Source organism: Tsukamurella sp. M9C (genome assembly GCF_020169415.1).
In the GTDB taxonomy this organism is placed as follows: domain Bacteria; phylum Actinomycetota; class Actinomycetes; order Mycobacteriales; family Mycobacteriaceae; genus Tsukamurella.
The window spans coordinates 1-25,090 of sequence record NZ_JAIULG010000028.1 but is presented as its reverse complement, the minus strand read 5'-3'; the positions used below and the strand labels follow the sequence as shown (position 1 = coordinate 25,090).

The following is a 25,090-nucleotide window of genomic DNA, read 5'->3' as shown; positions in this document are numbered from 1 at the left end:
AATTGCTGGTCGTTACCCGTCCGGTCTAGCACGTCCGGCGGAACCGACGAGCAATCTGCCACAATCTTCAGATGCTGTCCACACACGGCCCCGCCCGTCGCACCGACAAGCTCGCCCGCGGAATGGCCCTGTCCCTCGCCGGGATGGGCGCCCTGCACTTCGTCGCGCCGAAGCCCTTCGATTCGATCGTGCCGCCGAACCTTCCGCTGGGACTGACGCCCCGCCGCGCGACGCAGCTCTCGGGCGTCGCGGAGCTGACCACCGCCGCTCTGCTGGCCGCCCCCAAGACCCGCCGGCTCGGCGGCGTCGCCGCGGCCGCCCTGTTCGCCGCGGTCTTCCCCGCCAACGTGCACATGGCGCAGCAGTGGTCCGACAAGCCGCTGCCGCTCAAGCTGGGCGCGTACGCCCGGCTGCCGCTGCAGCTGCCGATGGTCGTCTCCGCCGTGAAGATCGCCCGCGACAAGGGCGAACCCGCCTAGCCCTCCCCCGCGCTCGTGATCAGGTCCGCGAGGCCCTGGTGCTCGATCAGGTCCGACGGTGCCACCGTCTCCCCTGAGCGCACGTAGAAGAACGCCGCCCGCACGTCGTCGACGGGCACGTCGCGCAGCCGGGCCCACGCCAGCCGGTACGCCGCGAGCTGCACCGCGGCGGCGCGTTCGTCGGCCGGCTCGGTGGGCCGCACGCCCGTCTTCCAGTCGACCACGGTGAAGCCGCCGCCCGGATCGCGGAAGACGGCGTCCATCCGCCCGCGCACGACGGTGCCCGCGGCGGCGATCTCGAAGGGCACCTCGATGTCGACGGGGGTGCGCGCCGCCCACTCGCTCTCCTCGAACCGCCGCTGCAGCAGCGCGAGGTTCTCGTCGGCGCCGGCGTCGCCGTCGGCCGCGCCGGGCAGCTCGTCGAGGTCGAGCAGCCGCGACGCCCCGTACCGGCGCTCCAGCCAGGCGTGGAAGGCGGTGCCGCGCCGTGCGTACGGGTTCGGCTTGAACGGCACGGGCCGGCGCAGGCGGCTCGCGAACGTCGCCGGGCTGCGCCGCAGCTCCACCAGCTGGCTCACCGAGACCTCCCGGGGCACGGCGACTTCCAGCTCCAGTTGCGCCTGCCGGGCGCGCTCGGCGAGGAGGGCGGTGACCTCGGCGGCCCAGCCGTACGGGTCGGCCTCGTCCGGATCGGGCTCGTCGGCGCCGCGGCCGAGCTCGGCGAGCACCAGCTCCGCGCCGGCGTCCACGTCGGCGCGGTGGGCGCCGAGGAAGTCGCGCGGCCAGGGCAGCCGGATCGGCTCGGTCTCCAAGGGGTTCGGCGCGTCCTCGAGGGGCTCCGCGGCCCACTCGGCGACGGCGTCGGGCGCGTGGTCGCGCGCCGCGACGAGGAAGCGCGACGGTGCCTTCGGCGTCTTCACGTCCTCGCTCCAGTAGTGCCCGGAGAGCAGGAGCACCGACTGGGTGCGCGTGACGGCGACGTAGAACAGGCGCTCGTCCTCGTGCATGTTCATGCCCTTGAGCGCCTTGCGGTGCGCGTCGAGGGCGTCCTCGAGGTCCTTGCGGTTGTTGCAGCCGTCGAGGTCGAGGCGGGGCACGCCGTCGGTCTCGCCCGGCTCGGCGAGATCGCCGCGCAGGTTCGGCTGCAGCTCGGCGGGCGTCGAGAGCCAGGTGGGCAGCGCCCGGTTGGACGGGAAGATGCCCTCCGACAGGTGCGGCACCGCCACCACGTCCCACTCAAGGCCCTTGGCGGAGTGCACCGTGAGCACCTGCACCCGGTCGGTGGCGACCTCCACGTCGCCCGGGGTGAGGCCGCCCTCCACCTTCTCGGCGGCGGCGAGGAAGGCGAGCAGGCCCGGCAGGGTGGCGGTGGGCCGTTCGGCGTAGGAGACGACCACGTCGGCGAAGGCGTCGAGGTGCTCGCGGCCGGTCGCGCGGCCGCCGAGCTGCCGGGACGCGCGGATACGGGTCTCGATGCTCACGCCCAGAACCCGTTCGGCCTCGGCCACGACCTCGGGCAGCGGGTGGCCCAGGCGTTCCCGGACGTGCCGCACCTCGCGGTCGAGCGAGCGGATCTTCGCCAGACCCGCGGCCGAGTAGTCGGCGTCCGGCCCCGGATCGGCGATCGCGTCGCCCAGGCCCGCGGCGTCGAGACTCTCCGAGGGCAGCGTGGCGTCGAGGGCGGCGTCGAGTTGCTCGGCCGTGGCGACGGCGCCCGCGGCCGCGCGGCCGGTGGTGTGCGCGATCCGGCGGGCGCGGTTCCACAGGGCCCGCAGGTCAGCGGCGCCGAGCTGCCAGCGCGGGCCGGTGAGCAGCCGCATCGCGGCGGTGCCGGCGAGCGGTTCGACGGCGAGCCGGAGCAGCGCGACCACGTCCTGCACCTCGGGCGTGCTCAGCAACCCGCCGAGGCCGACGACCTCGACGGGCACGCCGCGCTCGCCGAGGGCGGCGGCGATCCCCGCGGAGTCGGCGTTGCGACGGACGAGCACCGCCACCGTCGGTGGCTCCTGCCCCGCCTCGATGCGGCCGCGCCATTGCTCGGCGATCGCGTCGGCGGCCCAGTCGCGCTCGTCGATCACGGTGGAGTGCAGGGAGATCCGCAGGTCGCCCTCGGGCGCGTCCGGCCGGGCCTTCAGCTCGGAGACAGGGACGCCCCGGCTGCGCAGGTCCTCGGAGACAGCGTTGGCGAGGTCCAGCGCGCCGGTCGGATTGCGCCAGCTGGTGAGCAGTTCGCGGCGCGGGGCGGGGGTGCCGTCGGCCTGCGGGAAGTCCGTGGCGAAGCGGGGCAGGTTCGCGGCCGACGCGCCGCGCCAGCCGTAGATCGACTGGATCGGATCGCCCACGGCGGTCACGGCCGCGGCGCCCGACGGTCCGCCGAACAGGGACGCCAGCAGCATGCGCTGCGCGTGCCCGGTGTCCTGATACTCGTCGAGCAGGACGGCGCCGAACCTCGCCCGCTCGAGGCCCGCGACGTCGGGGTTGGCGAGCGCGAGCTGCGCGGCGAGCCCCATCTGGCTGCCGAAGTCGAGCACCTCGCGGGCCCGCATCTCCGCGGCGACGGCCCGCACCAACGGGATCAGCCGGCGCCGCTGCTCCTGCACCTCGGCGGCCTTGAGCAGCGCCGCGTTCGGCGCGGCCCGCTGCCGCGGCCCGGGCGGCAGCAGCCCGATCAGGCGCTCCAGCTCGTCGTCGTCGGCCTCCAGCTGATCGGGCGTGACGAGGTGGTCGGCGAGCGCCCCGGAGAGCCCGAGCACCCACTCCGTGAGGTTCGCCGGGTTCCGGTCCAGCTCCAGCGCCTCGTCCCACCCGGTGACCACGTCGTACGCGATCTGCCACCGCTCGGTCTCGGAGACGAGGCGCACCGACGGCTCGACCGGCAACAGCATGCCGTAGTCGCCGAGCAGTCGCCCCGCGTAGGCGTGGTACGTGCTGATCTCGGGCTCGACGGTGCGCAGCGACGCCCGCAGCTCCCCCGAGGGGTCGATCCGGTCGACGACGGGCGCTCCAGCGAGGCGTGCGAGCCGCTTGCGCACGCGGATCATCAGCTGCTGCGCGGCCTTCCGGGTGAAGGTGAGGCCGAGTACCTGGTCGGGCGTGACGTAGCGGTTGGCGATGAGCCACACCACGCGGCCGGCCATCGTCTCCGTCTTGCCCGCGCCCGCGCCGGCGACGACGAGGCACGGCCCGAGGGGCGCTTCGATGACGGCGCGCTGCTCGTCCGTGGGCGCGAAGGCCTGGCCCAGCTCGTGCGCCAGGTCGACCGCCGAGATCAGCGGCGCGTGTGGGAATCCTTCAGTCATCGACGACGCTCCTCCCCTTGTCCACCACCGGGCAGCACGACGCGACCGCGCAGTACTGGCACGACGCGTTCAACGTTGCGGGGAACTGCGGCCCGCGGGTGCGGCGCGCCGCCTCGCGGATCACGCCGAGCCACTCGTCCACGTCGGCCGGAGTGAGCGCGTCCTGCTCGCGGACGGTGGCGCCGGTCTTGTTGTGCGCCTTCGCGACGTACACCAGCTTGCCGCCGCCCGGGGTCTCCGGGACGCCGCCGATCCCGCCGTGCGCGAGGGCCACCTGGTAGGTGCGCAGCTGCGCCTGGGCCTGTCCCTCGGCCTGCGTGGGCAGGGTGCGGCCGGTCTTGACGTCCACCACGACGGCCCGCCCGAGCGGGTCACGCTCGAGACGGTCGATCCGGCCGCGGATCCGCACGTCGGGATCCTCCCCCGCGCCCTCGATCACCGCGTCGACGCCGATCTCCACGCCCGCCTCGGTGAGCTCGCCACGGCTGCCCGCGAGCCAGGACCGGAAGGACTCCAGCATCTCCTCGGTGCGCGCCAGCTCTCGCTGCGCGAACCAATCGGCCTCCAGATCCACGCGGTCCCAGACCTTCTCCAGCGAGCGGGTCACCTCGTCCTTGGGGATCCGGCCCGCCACCGCCTGCACCAGCGTGTGCACCAGGTTGCCCGTGGCCTGTTTGGCGGAGTCGCCGTCGCTGCCGCCGAAGCGCTCCAGCATCCAGCGCAGCGCGCACGCCGAGAGGGACTCCACGTTCGACGGGGAGAGCGCCACCGGCCCGTCCTCGGGCGACCACAGCGGATCGTCGGTGCTGGCGCCGGCCACGCCGTACCAGCTGTCCGGGTGCGCTCCGGGGACGCGGTCGGCCGCGAGCCGGGCGAGCTGTCGCGCCGCGTGGGCGCGCTCCTCCGGTTCGCGCGCGGGATCGCAGGCGGCGGTGCGCAGCACGGCCACGAGGGTGCGCAGGTCCAACGAGGCCGACGGTGCGCTCTCCACCGCCGGCGTGTAGGTCTCCGGGTCGTCTCCCCCCGACGGCGCGATGCCCTGCAGGAACCGCGAGGGCACCAGGTCGCCGTCGCCGTCGGCGGTGTCGACGGCCGTGATGAGCAGCGTGCGCCGGGCCCGCGAGCAGGCCACGAGCAGCAGCCGCCGCTCCTCCGCGAGCAGCGGCAGCGACCGCGAGACCGTGGGCAGCGCCGCCGGATCCATCCCGTCGAGCGCGTCCAGCAGCTCGTCGGTGCCGAGCAGTCCGCCACGGCGCCGCAGGTTGGGCCAGCGCCCCTCCTGCACGCCCGCCACGGCGACGACCTCCCACTCGCGCCCGACGGTGCTGTGCGCCGACAGCAGCGTGACGCCGGGGACAGTGGCCTGCCCGCTGCGCCCCCGGGCGCGGTCGGACCGCGGGATCTGCAGCTGCTCCAGGTATTCGACGAAGGCACTCACGGAGGCCGTGGGCAGGGTGTCGGTGAAGTCGGCGGCGGAGTCGAACAGGCCCATCACCGCGTCGAGGTCGCGGTCGGCCTGCCCGCCGAGGGTGCCGCCGCGCAGGGCGAGCGCGCCCCACCGGGCCGCGAGGCCGGTGGCCGCCCACGCCGCCCACAGCACCTCCTCGACCGTGCCGTGCTCGGCAGCGGCGCCCGCGGCCCGGACCGCGGCGAGCACGCGCTCCACCGGCTCCGCCTCGAGCTCGGTGAGCACGGCCTTGTACGGCGCGAACTCGGCCGCGCCGGTGAGCACCGCGGTGAGGATCTCGGCGGAGCCGCGATCCTCCGCCGGGTCGGCGCGGCGCACCGCGCGCCGGACGCGGCGCAGGGTGAGCGGGTCGCCGCCGCCCACGGGGCCCGACAGCAGGGTGACGGCCTCCGCCGGATCGAGCCCCTCGGGCGCGACGGCGGCGCGCAACACAAGGAGGAGTGCGTGCACGGCGCGCTGCCGCGCGAGCGGCACATCGTCGGCGGGCACGGTGACCGGCACGCCGGCGTAGGCCAGCGCGCGGCGCAGCGGCGCGATCGACGCCGAGACGGACCGCACGACGACGGCCATGTCCTCCCACGGGACGCCGCCCAGGACGTGCTCGCGCCGCAGCATCGCGGCGATCGCGTCGGCCTCCTTCGCGGGGGTGGAGAACAGCCGGACGGCCGCGGTGCCGGGCCTCGGGCGTTCGGGTGCGACCGCCCCGAAGCGGTTCGGCAGCCGCGCGGAGATGCGGTTCACGGCGCCCGCGACCTCGTCCCCGAAGCGGAAGCTCCGCTCGAGCAGGACGTCCCGCTCGAGCGTGACGTCGAGGTTCTGCAGGAAGCGGGTGCTGGCGCCGCGGAAGGAGTTGACCGCCTGGTCGGGATCGCCCGCGATCACGGTGAGCTCGGTGCCCGTGCCGAGCAGCCGGATCAGCGCCGACGCCAGGGGATCGAGGTTGTGGGCGTCGTCGACCAGCAGGAACCGGATGCGCTCGCGCTGCTGGGCCAGCAGCGCATCGTCGGAGGCGAGCGCCGTGACGGCGGCGTCGATGAGCTCGGCCGCGTCCACCGCGGGGGCGACGGCCTGCGGGCCGGCGAGGCCGACGGAGCCGCGCAGCAGCGTGGTCTCCTGGTACTCGCGCAGCGCGTTCGCCGCCGCGAGCCACTCCCCGCGGTTGTACCGCCGCGCGAGGTCCTCGATCTCGTCCGGGCCGGCGCCGCGCTGCGCGGCCTGGGCGAACAGGTCGCGGAGCGCGCCCGCGAAGCCGTGGGTGACGAGCGCCGGCCGCAGCCGCTCCGGCCAGAAGGCGCCGCCGTCGTCCACGTTGCCGCGCAGCAGCTCCCGCACCACCGCGTCCTGCTCCGAGCCGGTGATGAGGCGGGGCGGCGGGCTGCCGGTGCTGGACGCCTGCAGCCGCAGCACCGCGAAGGCGAGCGAGTGCACGGTGCGCACCAGCGGCTCGCCCGATGCGTGCACGCCCTCGTTGCCCGCGAGTACCCGGGCGGAGAGTTCGCGCCGCAGCGCGCCGGCGGCCCGCTTGTTGCCGGTGAGGAGCAGCACGGACTCGGGCTCGACGAACGGGTCGGTGAGCTTCGCCACCGCGATGTCGACCAGCGCCGACGTCTTGCCCGTGCCGGGCCCGCCGCGGATCCGGTACGGCGCCCAGCCGCCCACGTCCAGGGGCAGCTCGCCGGTGGCGGGCGATGCGAGCGCGGCGATCGTGCCGCCCCACTCGCGGACGGTGGGCGGCTCCGGGGGCGTGTACTGCAGCCGCAGGCGCGGCCGACGGTGCTTCCCCGCACCGTCGGTCCCTCGATTCCCGGTTCCGGCGTTCACGCGCACCCCCTCTCCGACCGCGTCCGTCGATCACATCACAGCCCACCGACAGCTTCGCGGCGGCACCGCACAGGGCATGATCGAGGGCATGCTCAACACCCACGTCTACGGCCCGGACGCGCCGGGCGCGCCCACCGTGCTCGCGATCCACGGCGTCACCGGCCACGGTGCGCGCTGGCGCCGGTTCGCGGACGACGAGCTTCCGGACGTGCGCGTGTTGGCCCCGGACCTGCGCGGCCACGCCCGCTCGACGTGGGCGCCGCCCTGGCACCTGGAGCAGCACGTGGCCGACCTGGCCGAGGTGATCGAGCGCAACGGCGGCGGACCCGTCACGGTGATCGGGCACTCCCTCGGCGGCGCGCTCGCCTGCCGGCTGGCTGTCTCCCGGCCCGACCTGGTGCGCGCCCTCCTTCTCATCGACCCGGCGCAGGAGCTCGACCCCGAGATGTGCGGCACGATCGCCGCGCAGACCATCGAGTTCTTCGACTTCACCTCGCCCGAGGAGGCGAAGCAGGAGAAGCGGTCCGGCGCCTGGGCGCAGGTGCCCGAGCCGGTGATCGACGACGAGATCGCCGAGCACCTGGTGCGCCGCGACTCCGGCCGCTGGGAGTGGGACATCAGCTGCGCCGCGGTCGCGGCGCTGTGGGGCGAGCTGGCCCGCCCGGCCGTCGGCGCACCGTCGTCGATCCCGACGGTGCTGCTGCGCGCCGAGCGCGCCCACTTCGTCACCGACGCGCAGCTGGCGGCGATGCCGGGCGGCGTCGAGGTGATCGCGGTGCCGTCGGACCACATGGTGGCGCAGGAGATCCCGGCGACCGTCGGCGAATACGCGCGCCGCCTGATCGGATAGGACGATGGCGAAGGTCACCGAGGAGCAGGTCGAGGCGGTGCGGGCGCTGATCGAGGCGATCCCGCCCGGCCGGGTGCGCACCTACGGCGACATCGCCGGGGAACTGGACCTGAGCTCGCCGCGGATCGTGGGCTGGGTGATGCGCACCGACGCCTCCGACCTGCCGTGGCACCGGGTGGTACCGGCCAGCGGCCGGCCCGCGGCACACATCGCTACGGAGCAATTGGAGCGACTGCGCGCCGAGGGCGTGCTCGCCGACGGCGACCGGATCCCCCTGCGCGACTACCGACTCTGAGCGAATCTCTCGACGAGCAGGTCGATCACCTCGGGCGCGGTGCCGAGCGGCGCGGCCACCCCGTCGGCGCCCGCCTCCGCGAGCCGGTCGTGGAACAGTCCCTCCGCCAGCTGGTAGGCGGCGAGGAAGATCCGCCGCGCCGGAGCCCCCGCGGCCGCGACCGCGTCGGCCACCGTCGGGCTGCCTGCGGCGAGGAAGCCCACCGGGACCGCGCCGCCCACGGCCTCGCCGAGGTACCCGGCCATCGTGCGCACATCTGCGCGCGCGTGCGGGTCCGACGAGCCGGTGGCGCCGAGCACGACGGTGTCGCCGGGCCGCCACCCGGCCTCGCGGAGCCGGCGCAGCAGCGCCCCGACCAGCGCGCGGTCCGGGCCCAGCGCCGGTGCGACGGTGACCGCGGGGTGCCCACTCGTCGCGACGTGCCGGGGCACGTCGGTGCGCACGTGGTAGCCGACGGCGAGGAAGGCGGGCACGAGCACCGTCGGGCGGTCCGACTCGCGCAGCAGGTCGGACGGTGACGGGCCCCGCACGTCGACGAAGGCGACGTCGACCGGGCCGGTGCGCGCGGCGACGGCGTCGGCGATCGCGTGGGCCGTGGCGATGCCGGACGCCGAGCGGGTGCCGTGGGCGACGAGGATCCGCCGCTGCGCCGGGGCACCGATCAGAGCAGCCACCGGCCGATCTCGACGATGTGCTCGAGGCCGGGCAGCGCCTCGGCCTCGGAGCGCGGGTGCACGGCGTGCACCGCGAGCCGGAAGATGAGGGCGCGCAGCACCATCTGCGGCCACTCGGGCAGATCGGCCCAGCGCATGAGGAGGCCGTCGTCGGCGCCGCCCCAGGAGAGCCCGTCGACGGCGACGACCGCCGCGGCCCACGTGGGCGGGCGCCAGTACGGCGTGAAGTCGGTGATGCCCGGCGCGGCGGCGCCCGCGAAGAGCACGGAGCTGGCGAGATCGCCGTGGACCAGCTGGGGCGCCTCCTGCACCGGCGTGCGCAGCGCGGCGAGCTCCATCACCAGCTCGACGGCGCGCTGCCGGTGTTCGACGGTCTCGTCGAGCGCACCGAGCTTGCGGGCCATGGCGAGCGGTTTGTCCTCCCACGCGGCGCGGTCGGCGAAGCCGAAGTAGTCGACGTCCGTGAACGGCGCCACGGTGGGCGAGGCGAGGAAGCGCGGCCGCTCGAGCTTCGCCGTCACCTCGTGCAGTCGGTTCGCCATGGAGATGATCTCGTCGAAGCGCGGCTCGGCCGAGCCGGCGATGAACGTGTCGGCCCGCCAGCTCGAGACCACGTACCGGCCGTCGGTGGCACGGAAGGGCCGGGCCAGGCGCATGCCCTCGACGTACAGGTCCTCGCGCACCTGCGCCGACCACGCAGCGCGGGCGTGGTCGGCGATGAGCGAGAGCACCACTTCGCCGCAGCGCCAACCGCCGTCCCACTCGGCGCCGAGTGCGATCGGCTCGGTCTCGTCCAGGCCGAAGGTGGACAGGACGTGCGCAGGAGGTTCGACGGGGCTCACCTCATGAAATCTACCTGCGCGCGGGCGATGGGGCCGCTAGGCGCGGCCAGGCTCGACCAGGAGGACGGGGATCACACGGTCCGTCTTCTCCTGGTACTCGGCGTACGGCGGGTAGGCGGCGACGCCGCGCGCCCACCATTCGTCGCGCTCGGCGCCGTGGATCTCGCGCACCGGACCGGAGACGACGGTGGTGCCGTCCTGGACGTCGACCTCGTCGTTGGCGAGCAGCGACGCGTACCAGACGGGGTTGTCGGGCGCGCCGCCCTTCGACGCGAACGCGGCGTACGCGCCGTCGTGCTCGACCCGCATCAGCGGGCGGCGGTAGAGCTTGCCGGACTTGGGGCCGCGATAGGTGAAGACCACCACCGCCATCCCCGCGACCGACACCGAATCGGTGGTCCCGGTCTCGTCGATCTTCGCCAGCTGGTCCGCGACCCAGCCGGCCTTCTCGGTTGCGTATTCACCTTCGAGGGCCATGCCCCCACCCTAGAACGAACTCCGGGACAATGGAGGGCGTGCCAGACTCCCGCCCCGTCGTGACCGTTTCCGTTCAGTTCCCCGACCTCACCGTCGCCGAGTTCGACGGTGTCCGCGCCCGCCTCACGGCCGGGCGCCCCGGCCGGATCGTGGTGCCGCACGAGGCGCACCGCTGGTACGCGGCGTCGTCGGATCCGGAGACGGTCCGCGCGCTGGTCTCGGCGCTGCGGGCCGCGGTCGAGGGCCGGAAGCTCTCCTTCGACGACGAGGAGGCCCTGGACGACCTGAGCCAGGAGTACGCGGACTGGCTGGAGGAGTCGGAGGAGCGGGACGACGCCGATCCCGGCCCGGTCATGAGCTTCTCGGTGCACCTGCCGGCGCTGGACACCGGCGAGTTCGCCGCGCTCGCGGAGTCGCTGCGCGGCGTGCACTCACGGCGGATCGTGCTGGGTGAGCAGCGGGGCCTGAGCCACCACGAGGTCTCCGAGCGCTCCCGCATCGCCGCCCGCCTGCCGGGGATCCGCACGGCCCTGCGGGGCGAGCCGCTCGGCACCGTCGACGCCCAGCCGCTGGTGGCGCTGCTCGACGACTACGCGGCCTGGCTGTCGGCCGTCGACGACGCCGGCTAGCCCCCGTTCGGGATCGCAACGACGTCCGGCGCCCGCGGACCGGCGACTTCGCTTGAAGCCCTTCGGACGCCCCGCTCCCGGCGCTACCGTGAGACCACCTCGAAGTTAAAGGCGGTTCTCATGTTCCCAGGAGCCTTCGCAGAGCTCTCCCCCGGCAAGCCCGCAGCGATCGACGCCGCCACCGGCGAGATCCTGAGCCACTCCCGCCTGAACGACGAGTCCACCCGGCTCGCGCACCACCTGCGCGCGCTGGGCCTCCGCCCCGGCGACACCGTGGCGATCGTGGCGGGGAACGATCTGCGCATCTTCTCGGCGTACGCGGCCGCGATCCGCAGCGGCTTCTACGTGACGGCGGTGAACGTCCACCTCACCCCGGGCGAGGTGAACTACATCCTCGCCGACTGCGAGGCCAAGGCCCTGTTCGCGGGCGCCGATGTCACGGAGGCGGTCTCGGAGGCACTGCAGCTCCCCGCCCTCGCCGAGCCGGGGCACGCGATCGCGTGGGGCGGCCCGATCGACGGCTTCGAGGACTACGACGCGGTGCTCGCCGCGGCCGATTCCGCCCCGCTCACCGACCAGCCCCGCGGCACCGACATGCTCTACTCCTCCGGCACCACGGGCCGCCCGAAGGGCATCCGGATCCCGCTGCCGGAGGGGCAGGTGGACGAGGCCCCCGACGCCTACACCGCGATCTTCGCGCCGATGTACGGCATGGACGCCGATACCGTGTACCTCTCCCCCGCGCCGCTGTACCACGCTGCGCCGCTGCGCTTCTGCGGTGTGACGATGTCGGTCGGCGGGACGGTGATCATGATGCACCGCTTCGATCCGGAGGAGGCGCTCGCGCTCATCGAGAAGTACCGCGTGACCCACAGCCAGTGGGTGCCCACGATGTTCGTGCGGATGCTCAAGCTCCCGGAGGCCACACGGGCTCACTACGACTCGAGCAGCCTCAAGGTCGCGATCCACGCCGCAGCGCCGTGCCCCGCCGAGGTCAAGCAGTCGATGCTCGCCTGGTGGGGGCCGGTGATCCACGAGTACTACGCCTCGACCGAGGCGGCGGGAGCCACCTTCATCAGCCCGCAGGAGGCGCTGGAGCGCCCCGGGTCCGTGGGGCGCGCCGGGCTGGGCGTCGCCCGGATCTGCGGCGACGACGGTGCCGTCCTCCCCACGGGCGAGGTGGGCACGATCTACTTCGAGCGCGAGCAGATGCCCTTCGCCTACCACAACGCGCCCGAGAAGACCCGCGCCGCACAGCATCCGGACCACGAGAACTGGGCCACCACGGGCGATGTCGGGTACCTCGACGAGGACGGCTACCTGTACCTCACCGATCGCAAGGACTTCATGATCATCACCGGCGGGGTGAACGTCTACCCGCAGGAGTCCGAGAGCGCGCTGATCATGCACCCCGCCGTCGCCGACGTCGCGGTGATCGGGGTGCCGGACGACGAGCTCGGCGAGACCGCGCTGGCGTGCGTGCAGCTCGCCCCTGGCACGGAGCCGTCGGACGCGCTGGCGCAGGAGCTGATCGACTACGCCGGACGGGAACTGGCCCGCTACAAGCTCCCCCGCGCCGTGCGCTTCGTCGACAGCCTGCCCCGCACGCCCACCGGCAAACTGGTCAAGCGATTGATCGAGGTGTGATCAGTACACCGGCAGCGACGGATCGACCTGCTTCGCGTAGGCGGTGATGCCGCCCTGCAGGTGCACGGCGTCGCGATACCCCGCACCCTGCACGGCGGCGAGCACCTCCGCGGAACGGATTCCGGTCTTGCAGTACAGGACCAGCTTCTTGTCGGCGGAGACCTGGGCCAGCCCCTCGCCGGTCTCGAAGGAGCCCTTGGGCACCAGCTTCGCGCCGTCGAGGTGCACGATCTCCCATTCGACGGGCTCGCGGACGTCCACCAGCTCGTAATCGACACCGGCGGAGCCCATCTCGACGAGCTCCTTCGGCGTGATGGTGCTGCCCGCCGCGGCGCGCTCGGCCTCGTCGGAGACCACGCCGCAGAACTCGTCGTAGTCGATGAGCCCGGTGATGCGCGGGGCGGCGGGGTCCTTGCGGATCGACAGGGTGCGGTAGCTCATCTCGAGGGCGTCGTACACCATGAGCCGGCCGAGCAGCGACTCGCCGATTCCGGTGATCAGCTTGACCGCCTCGGTGCCCATGATCGCGCCGATCGAGGCGCACAGGATGCCCAGCACGCCGCCCTCGGCGCACGAGGGCACCATGCCGGGCGGCGGCGCCACGGGATACAGGTCGCGGTAGTTCAGGCCCTGCTTCTCGCCGTTCGGGCCGTCGGGCGCGTCCTCCCAGAAGACGGACGCCTGGCCCTCGAACCGGAAAATCGAGCCCCACACGTAGGGCTTGTGCGCCAGCACCGCGGCGTCGTTGACGAGATAGCGGGTGGCGAAGTTGTCGGTGCCGTCGAGGATGAGGTCGTACTGCTCGAAGAGTTCGACCGCGTTCTCGGGCTCCAGCCGGATCGGGTGCAGGTTCACGGTGACCAGGGGATTGATCTCGGCGATGGAGTCGCGCGCGCTCTCGCCCTTCGGCCGGCCCAGGTCGGAGACGCCGTGGATCACCTGACGCTGCAGGTTGGACTCATCGACCTCGTCGAACTCGACGATGCCGATGGTGCCGACGCCCGCGGCGGCGAGGTACAGCAGCGCGGGGCTGCCGAGGCCGCCGGCGCCGATGACCAGCACCTTCGCGTTCTTGAGCCGTTTCTGCCCCGTGACCCCCATCTCGGGGATGATGAGGTGGCGCGAGTAGCGCGCGACCTCGTCGCGGGTCAGTTCGGCGGCGGGTTCCACAAGCGGGGGCAGGGTGCTCACTTCCTGCTCAACGACGGTGCGCCCGCCACCATTCCCGAGGGCACGTGGCGCCCGGGCGGGCGGTCACCGTCGGGCGGGAGGGGCCGTCACTTGAGGACGGGCGCGACCCAGGCGTTGGGCCGGCAGGCGAGGTCGTTGCCGAAGCCCTCGGACTTGTCGAGATCGAAGATGTCGCGGTTCTTCACGCCGAAGGACTGCTGCATCATGATCGGCGCGAGCGCGCCCTGCGCGGGGCACGGGACGTGCTGCGGGTAGCCGATGGCGTGGCCGACCTCGTGGTTGATGGCGTACTGCCGGTAGCCGGTGAGGTCGCCCTCGAAGGCGGTGGCGCCACGCACCCAGCGGGCCAGGTTCAGGACGACGCGCCCCAGCTCGCCGTTGTAGCAGGACGACTCCAGTTGGATGGTGTAGCCGCAGGCCGAGCGGGTGGTCATCGGCGAGGTCAGCGAGATGGTGAAGGTGGGCGTGCCCTTGTCGATCCGCTGGAAGGCGACGGCGGGGTCGTGGATCCAGCTGCGGGGGTCCGCCAGCGTACGGTCGATCATCGTGGCGAAGGGCTGGTCGCCGCCCAGCGCGCCCATGTCGACGCCGTCCTCGACGGCGATCATGTAGGTGAAGAGCTGCTGCTTGCCCTCGTCCTGCTTGCCGATGCGGGGCGTGGCTCCGGGGACGACGTGCCAGATGCCCTGGCCCTTCTCCGTGAACGGCCCGCCCTCGGGCAGCACGCCGGCCGGGGGCACGGGGCCCGGCACCGTCTTCGACGGTGCGCCGACGATGGTCTTGCCCGGCGTCGGGTTGCGGGAGAGCTGCCCCTCCGGCGACGTCTCGGCGGTGTTCTTGGTCCCGAAGGTGTCGCCACCGAAGGTCAGCACCAGGGCGACCACCGTGAGCACCGCGAGGACCGGCACCGCGTAGGCGCGCCAGCCGTAGGTGCGCAGCAGCCGGCCCAGGCGCCCCTGCTTCGCGTAGACCCGCTCGCGCGGCGGACGGTTGCGGTGATCGCCCGACGTCGCGGCGGAGGAGTTGATGGGGTCCCACTCGGCCCGCAGCGGCGCACGCCCGTCCGGACGGGGACGCCTCGGGTTCGAAGGACTACTCACGTCGTCAACAATTCCACGATCGGCGCGGTCGGAGTGGAACCGACACGCCCCCGGACCCGGTCAGCGGGGCGATCGGGCCGGTGGGGTGTCCCGACGTTCCGCGGCGGCGATGAGGTCGGCGACGATCCGCGCGGTCTCGGCGGGCTTCTCCATCTGCGCCACGTGGCCCACGTCCTCGAACACCGTCAGCGTGCTGCCCCGGATGTGGCGCACCACCTTCGGCGCGACGCCGACGCTCACCAGCAGGTCCCGCGCGCCCCACACCACCGCGGTGGGCACCGACACCGACCGGGCCGCCGCCCAGTGCGTCGCGCCGAAATCGACGATCCAGCTGCGGACCAGCGCGTTGAAGCTCGCCGCGAGCGCGTCCGGGGCCCACGTCATCGACGCGCGCGCCGCGGCCTGGTCGACGGCCTGCTGCCGTCGCACCGGCCCCATCACCCGCGGATCGACGAGGATCTCGCGGAAGGTCTGGTCGACCTGCCGCTCGGGGTAGGCGCTCGCGATCAGCCGGAACCCCGCCGGACCGATCCCGGGGAGCCGCACCAGCGAGAGCGGGAGGAACTGCAGCCGCCGCACCCGCGGCCGCAGGTCGGGGAACGCCGGGGAGATCAGCGTCAGCGACCGCAGCAGGTCGGGCCGGAGCATCGCGACCCGCACCGCGATCGCGCCGCCGAGCGAGTTGCCGAGCAGGTGCACTCCCCCGCCGCGCACCGCGACGAGGGTCTCCAGGTAGGCGATCACGGTCTGCGCGAACTCCTCGATGGAGTAGTCGCCGTCGACCGGAGGATCCGAGAGCCCGAAGCCGGGCAGGTCCAGGGCGTAGGACGCGGCGACCGGGGCCAGCACCTGCCCGAGGTCGGTCCAATTGATCGACGAGCCGCCGAGTCCGTGGATCATCACCGCCGTGGGCCGCGGATCCGGCTGCGCCGTGATCGCCGCCGCCGCGTCGACGTGGCGCGCGAACACCCGCCGCCCGCGGAGGGTGAGGAATTCCCCGGGCCAGACTTCACTGGTCCGATTCACCTCTGCGAGTACCGACACACCGGGCAGCTTGCCAGAGCAAGCGGGGGTCGGCGCGACGGTCGGGAGTATTGTCGACGGGTCAGGGCCGCTCACGGCCCTGGGAAACGATGAGGTGGAGCACATGGCGGACCTGGGCGCGACGACCGCGGCGGGCGATACCCGCGGCGGGCCGAATCCTGCGCCGCGCCGCACGGCCCGCCTGCCGCGGAGCGCGCGGCGGATCCAGCTGCTGGAGGCCGCGAGCAGCGTCTTCGTCGACCTCGGTTACCACTCCGCCGGCATGGACGAGATCGCCGTGCGGGCCGGCGTCAGCAAGCCGGTGCTCTACCAGCACTTCCCCGGCAAGCTCGAGCTCTACATCGCCGTCCTGGCCGCGCACAGCGAGGCGCTGGTCACCGGCGTCCGCGAGGCGCTGACCAGCTCCACCGACAACCACGAGCGTGTGATCGGTGCGGTCCGCTCCTTCTTCGACTTCGTCGACCGGGACAGCATGGGCTACAAGCTGATCTTCGAGTCCGACGTGCTCGAGCCCGTCGTGCAGGAGCGGGTCGAGGGCGCCGTCGACGCGTGTGTCGACGCCGTCTACGACCTGGTCTCCGAGGACTCGGGCCTCGACCCGTACCGCGCGCGGATGCTCGCCGTGGGGCTCGTGGGCGCCAGCCAGGTCAGCGCCCGGTACTGGCTCTACGCCGACCGCCCCATCCCCAAGGACGAGGCGGTGGCGACCACCGTCGAGCTGCTGTGGGGCGGGCTCAGCCACGTGCCCCTGCAGGCCCAGCGCCGCGCGCAGTAGCGCAGTCCGCCGCCAGTGCGGTCGGTCTCCCACGGATAGCGCAGGAGACCGACCACACGCGCGTTCACGCCGCGCGGTGCATCAGCATCTCGATCGGCCCGCGGGAGAAGCGGCGGGTCCACAGCGCCGAGGCCGCGAGCAGGCACGCCATCACCGCGACGTACACGGCCACCGTGAAGGCCAGCCGGTGCTCCGCGCCGTACCGCGCGGCGAGCCCGAGGCCCCAGCCGTAGCAGAGCGCCGAGGCGATCACGTTCTGCAGCACGTAGCAGCTCAGCGCCGTCTTCCCCACGTTGCTCAACGCGCCGCCGACCCGGCCCACCGTCCGTCGCTGGTAGAACTCCGCGATCAGCGCCAGCAGGCCCAGCGCCACCAGCGGGGCCACCGCGTACCGTCCGACGAAGACCGCCGGGCCCGCGAGTCCCAGTGGCGCACCGGCGATCCCGATCGCGAGGTCGATCGGCGCCGCGATCCCGCCGACCCACATCATCCGGCGCCGGAGGGCGGCACCGTCGGGTCCGAAGAGCCCGCCCTGGAACAGGGCTGCACCCGTGAGGAACATCGCGATCGTCAGCGGGATCATGAAGATCGTCTCCGCGCGGAACAGCAACGCGTGGTCGGCGCGGAAGAGCACCAGGTCCCAGAACGAGCCGTCGGCGTACGGGTTCGCCCGCGCCGTCGCCGGGCCGGTGCCCACGCCGGACCCCTCCAGCATCATCCCGACCGACACCAGCGCGACGACCGACAGGTGCAGCGCGGCGCAGCCCACGGCCCAGCGCAGCCGCACGCGCGGCCGCAGGATCAGCATCGCCGAGACCACGAAGGACACCAGGGCGTAGCCCATGAGCACGTCGAACTCGGCGACGAGCAGGAAGTGCACCAGGCCGTCGAGGAACAGCACCAGCGCGCGGCGCCAGTACCTGCCCGGCCACGGCCGGTCGTGCCGCGCCGCCGAGGCCTGCTGGATCGCCAGGCCCACACCGAACATCAGGCTGAGCAGTCCGAGGAACTTGCCCTGCGCGAGGGTCTGGAGCACCCGGATCGGCAGCGATTCCGCACCGACGGAGTCGAGGTAGCCCACCATGCCGTGGGGCTCGGTGAAGATCCACACGTTCGTACCGAACGTGCCGAGGATCGCGATGCCGCGGGCCACATCGAGCGCGGCGATGCGGCGCGTCGTGGGCGCCGAGGTGCCGACGGTGCCGGCCGGGGCGGGAGTCGAGGTCATGCCCACTACCCTCCCGAACGCACGAGGACCCCGCGACCGCCATCCGGCGGGAGCGGGGTCCATCGTTCGGGGGACTACTCGGCGGAGGTCTCCGCCACGGCACCCTCCGCCTTAGCGGCGCCGGAACGGCGGCGACGGCGGCGCTTGCGGGCCGGGGCGTCGCCCTCGGCACCGTCGTTCGACGGTGCCTGCGACTCCGGCGCGGCGGTGGCGGGCTTCGCCTCGCCGGGGGCACCGTCGGACTTCTGACCGCCGCGGGTTCGCGTGCGCGACCGGGTGCGGGTGCTCTCGCGCTTCTCGCGGGGCTTGCGCTCGACGACCTCGCCCTCGGCGCGCTTGCGCACGCCGGGCAGGCTGCCCTTGACCTTGGGGTCGATGCCCAGGTCGGTGAAGAGGTGCTCGCTGGAGCTGTAGGTCTCCGCGGGCTCGGGCTGGCCGAGTCCGAGCGCCTTGTCGATGAGCTGCCAGCGGTGCAGCTCGTCCCAGTCGACGAGGGTGACGGCGATGCCGGTCTTGCCCGCGCGGCCGGTGCGGCCGATGCGGTGCACGTAGGTCTTGTCATCCTCGGGGCACTGGAAGTTGATGACGTGCGTGACGTCGTCGATGTCGATGCCGCGGGCGGCGACGTCGGTCGCGACCAGCACGTCGATCGAGCCGTCGCGGAACTTGCCGAGCGCCTTCTCGCGCGCGACCTGGCCCAGGTCGCCGTGCACGGCGCCGACCTTGAAGCCGCGCTCGGCCAGCTCGTCGGCCACCTTCTGCGCGGTGCGCTTGGTGCGGGTGAAGATCATGGTCGCGCCGCGGCCCTCGGCCTGCAGCACCTTCGCGACGAGCTCGACCTTGTCGAGGGCGTGGGCGCGGTACACGTACTGCGTGGTGCGCTCGTGCACCGCGGAGTCGTCGTGGTGCTCGGCGCGCACGTGCGTGGGCTGCCGCAGGAAGGTGCGGGCCAGCGTGATGATCGGGCCGGGCATGGTGGCCGAGAACAGCATCGTCTGCCGGTCGGTGGGGACCATCGTGAGGATGCGCTCGATGTCGGGCAGGAAGCCCAGGTCGAGCATCTCGTCGGCTTCGTCGAGCACCAGGATCTGGATCTTGCCGAGCACGAGGTGGCCCTGCTTGGCCAGGTCGAGCAGGCGGCCGGGGGTGCCGACGACGACGTCGACGCCCTTCTGCAGCGCCTCGATCTGCGCCTCGTAGGGGCGGCCGCCGTAGATGGAGGTGATCCGCAGGTCGCGCTCGCCCTTGGTGGTCTGGACGCGGACGCCGTCGGAGGCCTGCTCCAGGTCGTCGGTGACCTGCACGCACAGCTCGCGGGTGGGGACGATGATGAGGGCGCGCGGCGTGCCGTCGAGCGCGCGGAGGCCGTCCTCGCCGACGTCGGCGCGGGCCTGCGTGACCAGGCGGTTGAGCAGCGGGACGCCGAAGCCGTAGGTCTTGCCCATGCCCGTGCGGGCCTGGCCGATCAGGTCGTTGCCGGCGAGCGCGAGCGGGAGTGTCAGCTCCTGGATGGCGAAGGTGCGCTCGATGCCCCGCTTGCCGAGGGCGTCGACGATGCCCTGGTCGACGCCGAGCTCGGCGAAGCTGGGCGAGACGTGATCGTCGCCGATCACGTGGACGTCGGGCAGGCCCTCAGCGGCGGCGGGCTCGGTGTGGATGTCGTTGTTCGCGGTGGTGATGGTTCTGCCTTTCATCGGCGGCGAATGCGTCGCGTTCATTTCTCACGCGCGCACTGTTCCGGCCAATGAATCCCCGGCCCGTTTCTCGGACCGTCATCGTCGCCTCGACGCCCTCGCCGTCAGGCGGTGGGGCGGAGTGCGCGCACAACTACCGGCGACCGAAGTCGATCGCTACCGACCATCGTACCCCGCGCGGCGGCCCGCACTAGCATGTGCACCATGAGCGAACAGTCGCAGGACCGGGGAATCACCGCCGAGCACCCGGGCGTCGCGGCCCTGTTCGCGGTGCTGGCGTACGGCGAGCTCGCCGCGTTCGAGCGGCTCGCCAAGGAGGCCGAGATGGCGCCGGACCTCCGCGGCCGGATCGCCGTCTCGTCGATGGCCGCAGCGCAGATGCGCAACTTCGAGCTGCTGGAGACCGAGCTCGACCGTCGCGGGCAGGACGTGGCGACGGCGACCGCGCCTTTCGTGCCGGTGATCACCCGCTACCACGAGCGGACGGCGCCCCGGAATTGGAACGAGTCGCTGGTCAAGGCCTACATCGGCGACGGGCTCGCCGCCGACTTCTACTCCGAGGTGGCCCGCGCGCTCCCCGCCGAACCGGCCGCGGTGGTCGCGGCGGTGCTCTCCGACACTCGCGAGTCCGACTTCGCCGTCGAGCGGGTGCGCGCGGCGGTCACCGCGAACCCCGCGCTGCGCTCCCCGCTCACGCTGTGGGGCCGGCGGCTGCTGTCGGAGGCCATCACGCAGGCGCAGGAGGTGCTCGCGACGCGCGACGAGCTGGCCGCCCTGCTCTTCGAGCATTCGGGGGACCTGCCGGGCGTGGCGCAGTTCTTCGAATCGCTGCAGACCCGGCACGCCGAGCGGATGGCGACGCTCGGCCTGGGCTGACTGCCCTCAGCAGAATCGACGGCCTCGGCCCGCACGACCGCGGCCCCTGCGGATAGCCTCGTGTCATGGAGATCAAGATCGGTATCGCGGACTCGAACCGCGAACTCGTGGTGCAGAGCAAGGACTCGTCGGAGGACGTGAAGAAGGCCGTCGCCGACGCGCTGGCCGGCCGCACGGAGCTGCTGGAGCTGACGGACGAGAAGGGCAAGCAGTACCTGGTGCCCGCCGCCCGCGTCTCCTACGTCGAGGTCGGCACGAACGAGAGCCGCTCCGTCGGCTTCAACGCCAGCTGACGCAGCCCGTCACGGCGCCGCTCGCTCCGCCGCCGCGGCCCGCGGGTCTGGCATCCCCGCAGCGACGGGGGACGTCCCCGCGGCCGCGCGGCGGTCGAGCAGCGACACCAGCACGAAGCTGAGGCTCACCAGCAGAACCCAGGAGCCGAACTTCCCCGCGTGCACCATCCGCCACGCCTCACCCTGGTCCGGGTAGCGCCACGCGCCGAGGAAGGTCGCCAGGTTCTCGGCGATCCACAGGAAGAACCCGATCAGCACGAACGACAGCGGCAGCGGCATCCAGTAGCGCTGCGCGCCCACCGTGAACCACACCCGGCTGCGCACGGTGACCACCAGGAAGCCCAGCGCGATGACGACCCGCAGGTCGGGCAGGAAGTGGTGGGTGAAGAAGTTCGCGTACGCCGCCAGCGCGAGGACGAGCACCGCCCCGGTCCGGTAGCGGCTCACCGTCAGGTCGAAGCGCCGGAACGCCTGGCAGACGTACGAGCCCACCGCGGCGTACATGAAACCCGCGTAGAGCGGCACCCCCGCGATCTTCGTCAGCGCCGCGTCGGGGTACTCCCACGACCCGACCGCGACCTTGAACACCTCCAGGGCGAAGCCCGCCAGGTGGAAGGCGCAGACCACCCCCAACTCCCGCCACGACTCCCGCTTCGTGGCGACGAACAGCACCTGCACCGCGATGACGTAGAGCAGCAGCGCGTCGTAGCGCGCGAGCGGCGGGTCCCAGCGCGACCAGATCAGCGCCGACCCGGCCAGCCCCACGAAGACGGCGATCGCGAACGCGCAGCACTGCAGCTCGATCCACGCGAACCGCAGCAGCTGCCCGAGGAAGCCCTGCGCGCGGGTCAGCGGGAGGCGCGCCGTCGACATGCCCCGAGTATGCATGCGGCCGGCCCGGCGCCGTCGCCGCTAGGCTCGGGCGCGTGGTGAAACCCGAACGCAGGACCCGCGTCGATCTCGCGGTCTCGGCCGCGATCCTGGTCGCGGTCGTCGTCGCGGGCTTCGTGGCCTGGAACGTCGGCTCCGCGAGCAAGGCGGTCAGCGAGACGGCGCCGGCCCCGTCGACGGTGCCGAGCTCGCTCGTCGAGCTGCCGGCCGCGCTGGCCGAGGCGTGGACCGCGACGTCCGACCGCCCCGCCCTGACGCTCAACGGCGCCCTCGTCCTCACCCGCGGAGGCGAGGTCGCCGGGCACGACCCCGCGACCGGGCAGCGCACGTGGCGGTACCAGCGCGAGACCGACGTGTGCGGGCTCACGGACAACGCCGGCCTCGTGCTCGCGTTCTACCGCGACGTCCGCGGCTGCGGCGAGGTGATGGCGCTCGACCCCGGCACCGGGCAGCGGCGCGCCAGCCGCACCAGCCGCGAGGACCACGACATCACCCTCACCGGCGACGGCAACTACGCCGTCGCGCAGGGACCCACGCGGGTCGACGTCTTCCGCTCGGACCTCGTCCGCACCGTCGAGTACGGCAAGCCCGACGTGCCCGTGAACCCGGGCGTCCAGCCGCGGTCCGGGTGCACGATCGGCTCCGCGCTGCCGGCCGGCGCGTCGATCGCGATCCTCGAGGCGTGCCCCACCGAGCCCTTCCCCCGGCTCACCGTGATCGGCGCCTCCCCGAAGGAGGCGTCCGAGCCGCAGGAGACCTCCTCGGCCGTCAGCCAGGACCTCGGGGACGCGGCGCCCGAGGGCGGCGAGCGCGCCCGGCTCATCACCGCGACCGCGCACGGCGCGGTGGTCTACGTGCCCGCCCAGCAGGGACGCTCCGCGCGGGTGACCACCGTCGACCCGCAGGGCCGCGCGCTGTTCTCCGTGGACGTGACCACCGGCCCGGGCGGCGCGCCGCGCGACGTCCCCGTCGTGACCGAGGCCGGCATCGCCTCGTTCTACACCGGCACCGCGACCGTGGTGATCGACGCCTCCTCACTGGCCGCGGAGATGGTGATCCCGGGGACGCTCGGTCCCGGCGCAGTCGTCGGCGGACAGCTCGTGGTGCCCGGACCCACCTCGCTCAACGCGTACGACCTGACCACGCGCGCCCGGACCCGGTCGACGCCGGTCACCCGGCCCGGCTACACCGACGGTCCCGTGCTGCTCGCCGAGGCGGGCACGACGCTGATCGCGCAGTGGGGTTCGACGGTCCAGGCGTACCGCGCGGCCTGACCGCTAGTCGGCCGCCCAGGTGACCAGCGGCGCACCGTCGGACACGTGGGCCTTGATGCTCTGCGCGAGCTCGCGGTAGGCGGTGGCGCCCTTGTTCTTCCGGCCCGCGAGCACGGTGCGGCCGGCGGCGTTCGCCTCGGCGAAGCGGACGGTGCGCGGGATCGGCGGCGACAGCACGGCGAGGTCGTAGCGGTCGGCGACGTCGGAGAGGATGTCGCGGCTGTGCGTGGTCCGCGCGTCGTAGAGGGTCGCGATGGCGCCGAGCATGCCCAGCTCCGGATTGGTGATCGCCTGCACGTCGCGGACGGTCTTGAGCAGCTGCCCCACGCCGCGGTGCGCGAGCGTCTCGCACTGCAGCGGGATGGCGACGGCGTCGGCCGCGGTGAGGCCGTTGAGGGTGAGCACGCCCAGGCTGGGCGGGCAGTCGATGATCACCACGTCGAACCGGTCCGCGACGTCGGCGAGCGCCCGCTTGAGCGCGTACTCGCGGCCCGCCCGCATGAGCAGGAGCGCCTCGGCGCCGGCCAGGTCGAGGGTGGCGGGCAGCACCGTGACGCCGTCCTCGGTCTCGAGCAGCACCTCGTCGATCGTCTTGTCCCCCAACAGCACATCGTGCACGCTGCGCTCGATGCGGTCGGGGTTGTGGCCGAGCGAGAAGGTCAGGCAGCCCTGCGGGTCGAGGTCGACGACGAGCACGCGCGCGCCGAGTTCGACGAGTGCCGCCCCCAGGCTGGCGACGGTGGTGGTCTTCGCGACGCCGCCCTTCTGATTGGCGACGGCGAGGACGAAGGGCGTGTCACCGGTCATGGTGCGAGGGTACCCACCGATACGGAACGATGGACGGATGAGCACCGGACACCGCCTCGTGTACATCCGCCACGGCGAGACCGCCTGGTCGCGCTCGGGACGCCACACCGGCGCCACCGACGTGCCGCTGACGGAGACGGGCGTCGAGCAGGCGAAGGCGCTGGGCCCCGTCCTCGCGGACCTCGCGCTCGCGGACCCCACGGTGCTCGTGAGCCCGCGGGCGCGGGCGGCGGCGACCGCGGAGCTCGCGGGCCTGACGGTGACGGCGGTCGATCCCGACCTCGCCGAATGGGACTACGGCGACTACGAGGGCCGCACCAGCGCGGAGATCCGCGTCGACGATCCGGGGTGGACGGTGTGGGAGTCCGGCTCCCCCGGCGGCGAGACGCTGGCGCAGGTGGCGGAGCGGGCCGACCGGGTGCTGGCCCGGGCGCGGGCCGCGATGGCCGACGGTGACGTCGTCCTCGTCGCGCACGGCCACCTGGGCCGGGTGCTCACCGCGCGGTTCCTGGGCCAGGCGCCGGAGTTCGGGCGGCACATGATGATCCTGCCCGCCTCGGCCGCCGTATTCGGATTCGACCGCGACGACGTCCCGCAGATCAGCCGATTCGGTCTGACCGGCTACGCGGCCGCGCACTACTCCGGGCGGTAGGCCCGATCAGTCCCGGCGGTACTCGCCCTCGAGCCAGGCCACCGTCGGCGGGGCGAACAGCAGTCCGAGCGCCGCGACCGAGACCACGATGAGCGGGATGAACAACTCGGGGCGGCCCTGCGAGACCGCGCCGCTGATGCCCGCGAAGCCGAGCAGGAGGTTCGTCAGCACGCCGACGGTGCGCCCCCAGCGCAAGCCGCGGAGCAGCGCGATGCCGCCCGCGAGCACGCCGAGGCCCATCGGGATCATCCAGAAGGCCATGCCGTAGGCGCCGGTCGTGGTGTCGGCCGAGCCGGTGATGCCGCGGATCAGCTCCACCACGCCGAGGACCAGGGCCGCGAGGCCCTCGAGCGCGACGATCACGCCCGCGGCCCGGACGGTGCCGGGGGCGGCGGTGCGGGTGTCGCCGGAGCGCTTGCTGCGGGAGCGGGTGGCGGCCGGGCGGGATTCGCCGCCGCTTCCGTTGGTCGATGTCACGACCCCAGGGTATCGGGGCGGCCTGGGTAGGCTGCTCGGTGTGCGCGCCCTGTTGATCGTCAACCCCAACGCCACGTCCATCACCGCAGCGGGCCGAGACCTCGTGGCGATGGCGTTGGCGTCCACGCTCGACGTCACCCTGGCGCAGACCGAACGGCGCGGCCACGCGGCCGAGCTCGCCGCCGCGGCCCGCGACGAAGGCACCGAGCTGGTGATCGTCCACGGCGGCGACGGCACCGTCAACGAGGTGGTGTGCGGCATCCTCGGCCAGGAGGGGCTGCCGGGCGGCCCCGACCCCGTCCACCCC

General features: G+C 73.3%; 24 protein-coding genes. 11 read left to right on the top strand and 13 right to left on the bottom strand.

What is annotated here, in order from left to right; all coding sequences use genetic code 11:
- Positions 1-71: 71 nt before the first annotated feature.
- Positions 72-479 carry a hypothetical protein gene (locus LB823_RS14425; protein WP_224647924.1) on the top strand — a complete coding sequence of 136 codons (408 nt, stop codon included), beginning with the start codon at positions 72-74 and terminating at the stop codon, positions 477-479.
- Here the strand turns inward: LB823_RS14425 and LB823_RS14420 are convergent.
- Positions 476-3,778 (bottom strand): ATP-dependent DNA helicase, encoded by a 3,303-nt coding sequence (locus LB823_RS14420; RefSeq protein ID WP_224647923.1) that lies wholly within the window; start codon positions 3,776-3,778, stop codon positions 476-478. The two genes, LB823_RS14425 and LB823_RS14420, sit on opposite strands and share 4 nt — an antisense overlap.
- The gene (locus tag LB823_RS14415; RefSeq protein WP_224647922.1) at positions 3,771-7,067 is read right to left on the bottom strand and encodes an ATP-dependent DNA helicase; all 3,297 of its coding nucleotides are present in this window, start codon (positions 7,065-7,067) and stop codon (positions 3,771-3,773) included. Before LB823_RS14415 ends, LB823_RS14420 begins: the two co-directional genes overlap by 8 nt.
- Positions 7,068-7,155: 88 nt before the next feature.
- On the opposite strand from LB823_RS14415, the gene LB823_RS14410 reads away from it, so the two are divergent.
- A complete protein-coding gene (locus LB823_RS14410; RefSeq protein WP_224647921.1) occupies positions 7,156-7,917 on the top strand; it encodes an alpha/beta fold hydrolase in 762 nt (253 codons plus the stop codon).
- Positions 7,918-7,921: 4 nt separating this feature from the next.
- Positions 7,922-8,212, top strand: a complete 291-nt coding sequence (locus LB823_RS14405) for an MGMT family protein (RefSeq protein ID WP_224647920.1) — start codon at positions 7,922-7,924, stop codon at positions 8,210-8,212.
- Here LB823_RS14405 and LB823_RS14400 read toward each other — a convergent pair.
- From LB823_RS14400 to LB823_RS14390, 3 genes are read right to left on the bottom strand one after another with little or no spacing between them, the layout of a single operon-like run.
- Positions 8,200-8,886: a sirohydrochlorin chelatase gene (locus tag LB823_RS14400; protein ID WP_224647919.1), complete on the bottom strand. Its 687-nt coding sequence runs from the start codon at positions 8,884-8,886 to the stop codon at positions 8,200-8,202. The genes LB823_RS14405 and LB823_RS14400 overlap by 13 nt on opposite strands.
- Positions 8,874-9,728 carry a TIGR02569 family protein gene (locus LB823_RS14395; protein WP_224647918.1) on the bottom strand — a complete coding sequence of 285 codons (855 nt, stop codon included), beginning with the start codon at positions 9,726-9,728 and terminating at the stop codon, positions 8,874-8,876. The genes LB823_RS14400 and LB823_RS14395 overlap by 13 nt, the downstream gene beginning before the upstream one ends.
- Before the next feature lie 36 nt (positions 9,729-9,764).
- The gene (locus LB823_RS14390) at positions 9,765-10,205 is read right to left on the bottom strand and encodes a nitroreductase/quinone reductase family protein (protein ID WP_224647917.1); all 441 of its coding nucleotides are present in this window, start codon (positions 10,203-10,205) and stop codon (positions 9,765-9,767) included.
- A 38-nt stretch (positions 10,206-10,243) separates the two neighbouring features.
- On the opposite strand from LB823_RS14390, the gene LB823_RS14385 reads away from it, so the two are divergent.
- Both LB823_RS14385 and LB823_RS14380 read left to right on the top strand, forming a co-directional pair.
- Positions 10,244-10,834 carry a hypothetical protein gene (locus LB823_RS14385; RefSeq protein WP_224647916.1) on the top strand — a complete coding sequence of 197 codons (591 nt, stop codon included), beginning with the start codon at positions 10,244-10,246 and terminating at the stop codon, positions 10,832-10,834.
- Between the two features lie 120 nt (positions 10,835-10,954).
- Complete coding sequence (locus LB823_RS14380; RefSeq protein ID WP_224647915.1) at positions 10,955-12,481, top strand: acyl-CoA synthetase; 1,527 nt, start codon at positions 10,955-10,957, stop codon at positions 12,479-12,481.
- Here the strand turns inward: LB823_RS14380 and moeZ are convergent, their stop codons facing one another.
- The 3 genes from moeZ to LB823_RS14365 all read right to left on the bottom strand — a co-directional run bounded on the left by moeZ (position 12,482) and on the right by LB823_RS14365 (position 15,741).
- Positions 12,482-13,663 (bottom strand): adenylyltransferase/sulfurtransferase MoeZ, encoded by a 1,182-nt coding sequence (moeZ, locus tag LB823_RS14375; RefSeq protein WP_224647954.1) that lies wholly within the window; start codon positions 13,661-13,663, stop codon positions 12,482-12,484.
- A 95-nt stretch (positions 13,664-13,758) separates the two neighbouring features.
- Positions 13,759-14,772, bottom strand: coding sequence for a DUF3152 domain-containing protein (locus LB823_RS14370; protein ID WP_224647914.1), 1,014 nt, complete (start codon positions 14,770-14,772; stop codon positions 13,759-13,761).
- A 60-nt stretch (positions 14,773-14,832) separates the two neighbouring features.
- A complete protein-coding gene (locus tag LB823_RS14365; RefSeq protein WP_224647913.1) occupies positions 14,833-15,741 on the bottom strand; it encodes an alpha/beta fold hydrolase in 909 nt (302 codons plus the stop codon).
- Positions 15,742-15,919: 178 nt separating this feature from the next.
- Between LB823_RS14365 and LB823_RS14360 the strand changes: the two genes are divergently transcribed.
- The gene (locus tag LB823_RS14360) at positions 15,920-16,591 is read left to right on the top strand and encodes a TetR/AcrR family transcriptional regulator (RefSeq protein WP_224647912.1); all 672 of its coding nucleotides are present in this window, start codon (positions 15,920-15,922) and stop codon (positions 16,589-16,591) included.
- 64 nt (positions 16,592-16,655) lie between these two features.
- Here LB823_RS14360 and LB823_RS14355 read toward each other — a convergent pair whose 3' ends face one another.
- Together LB823_RS14355 and LB823_RS14350 are read right to left on the bottom strand one after the other, a co-directional pair.
- The gene (locus LB823_RS14355) at positions 16,656-17,819 is read right to left on the bottom strand and encodes a DUF418 domain-containing protein (RefSeq protein WP_224647911.1); all 1,164 of its coding nucleotides are present in this window, start codon (positions 17,817-17,819) and stop codon (positions 16,656-16,658) included.
- A gap of 74 nt (positions 17,820-17,893) precedes the next feature.
- Positions 17,894-19,513, bottom strand: coding sequence for a DEAD/DEAH box helicase (locus LB823_RS14350; protein WP_224647910.1), 1,620 nt, complete (start codon positions 19,511-19,513; stop codon positions 17,894-17,896).
- A 204-nt stretch (positions 19,514-19,717) separates the two neighbouring features.
- Between LB823_RS14350 and LB823_RS14345 the strand changes: the two genes are divergently transcribed.
- Complete coding sequence (locus LB823_RS14345) at positions 19,718-20,389, top strand: ferritin-like fold-containing protein (protein WP_224647909.1); 672 nt, start codon at positions 19,718-19,720, stop codon at positions 20,387-20,389.
- Between the two features lie 65 nt (positions 20,390-20,454).
- Positions 20,455-20,682, top strand: coding sequence for a DUF3107 domain-containing protein (locus LB823_RS14340; protein WP_224647908.1), 228 nt, complete (start codon positions 20,455-20,457; stop codon positions 20,680-20,682).
- A gap of 9 nt (positions 20,683-20,691) precedes the next feature.
- Here the strand turns inward: LB823_RS14340 and LB823_RS14335 are convergent, their stop codons facing one another.
- Positions 20,692-21,555 carry a DUF817 domain-containing protein gene (locus LB823_RS14335; RefSeq protein ID WP_224647907.1) on the bottom strand — a complete coding sequence of 288 codons (864 nt, stop codon included), beginning with the start codon at positions 21,553-21,555 and terminating at the stop codon, positions 20,692-20,694.
- 53 nt (positions 21,556-21,608) lie between these two features.
- Between LB823_RS14335 and LB823_RS14330 the strand changes: the two genes are divergently transcribed.
- On the top strand, positions 21,609-22,847 hold the full coding sequence (locus LB823_RS14330) for a PQQ-like beta-propeller repeat protein (RefSeq protein WP_224647906.1): 1,239 nt from the start codon (positions 21,609-21,611) through the stop codon (positions 22,845-22,847).
- Between the two features lie 3 nt (positions 22,848-22,850).
- Here LB823_RS14330 and LB823_RS14325 read toward each other — a convergent pair whose 3' ends face one another.
- A complete protein-coding gene (locus tag LB823_RS14325; RefSeq protein ID WP_224647905.1) occupies positions 22,851-23,654 on the bottom strand; it encodes a ParA family protein in 804 nt (267 codons plus the stop codon).
- 37 nt (positions 23,655-23,691) lie between these two features.
- On the opposite strand from LB823_RS14325, the gene LB823_RS14320 reads away from it, so the two are divergent.
- Complete coding sequence (locus tag LB823_RS14320; protein WP_224647904.1) at positions 23,692-24,306, top strand: acid phosphatase; 615 nt, start codon at positions 23,692-23,694, stop codon at positions 24,304-24,306.
- A 6-nt stretch (positions 24,307-24,312) separates the two neighbouring features.
- On the opposite strand, the gene LB823_RS14315 is transcribed toward LB823_RS14320, so the two are convergent.
- The gene (locus tag LB823_RS14315) at positions 24,313-24,783 is read right to left on the bottom strand and encodes a hypothetical protein (RefSeq protein ID WP_224647903.1); all 471 of its coding nucleotides are present in this window, start codon (positions 24,781-24,783) and stop codon (positions 24,313-24,315) included.
- Between the two features lie 40 nt (positions 24,784-24,823).
- On the opposite strand from LB823_RS14315, the gene LB823_RS14310 reads away from it, so the two are divergent.
- A partial coding sequence (locus LB823_RS14310; RefSeq protein ID WP_308011455.1) for a diacylglycerol kinase family protein occupies positions 24,824-25,090 on the top strand: 267 nt, incomplete at its 3' end.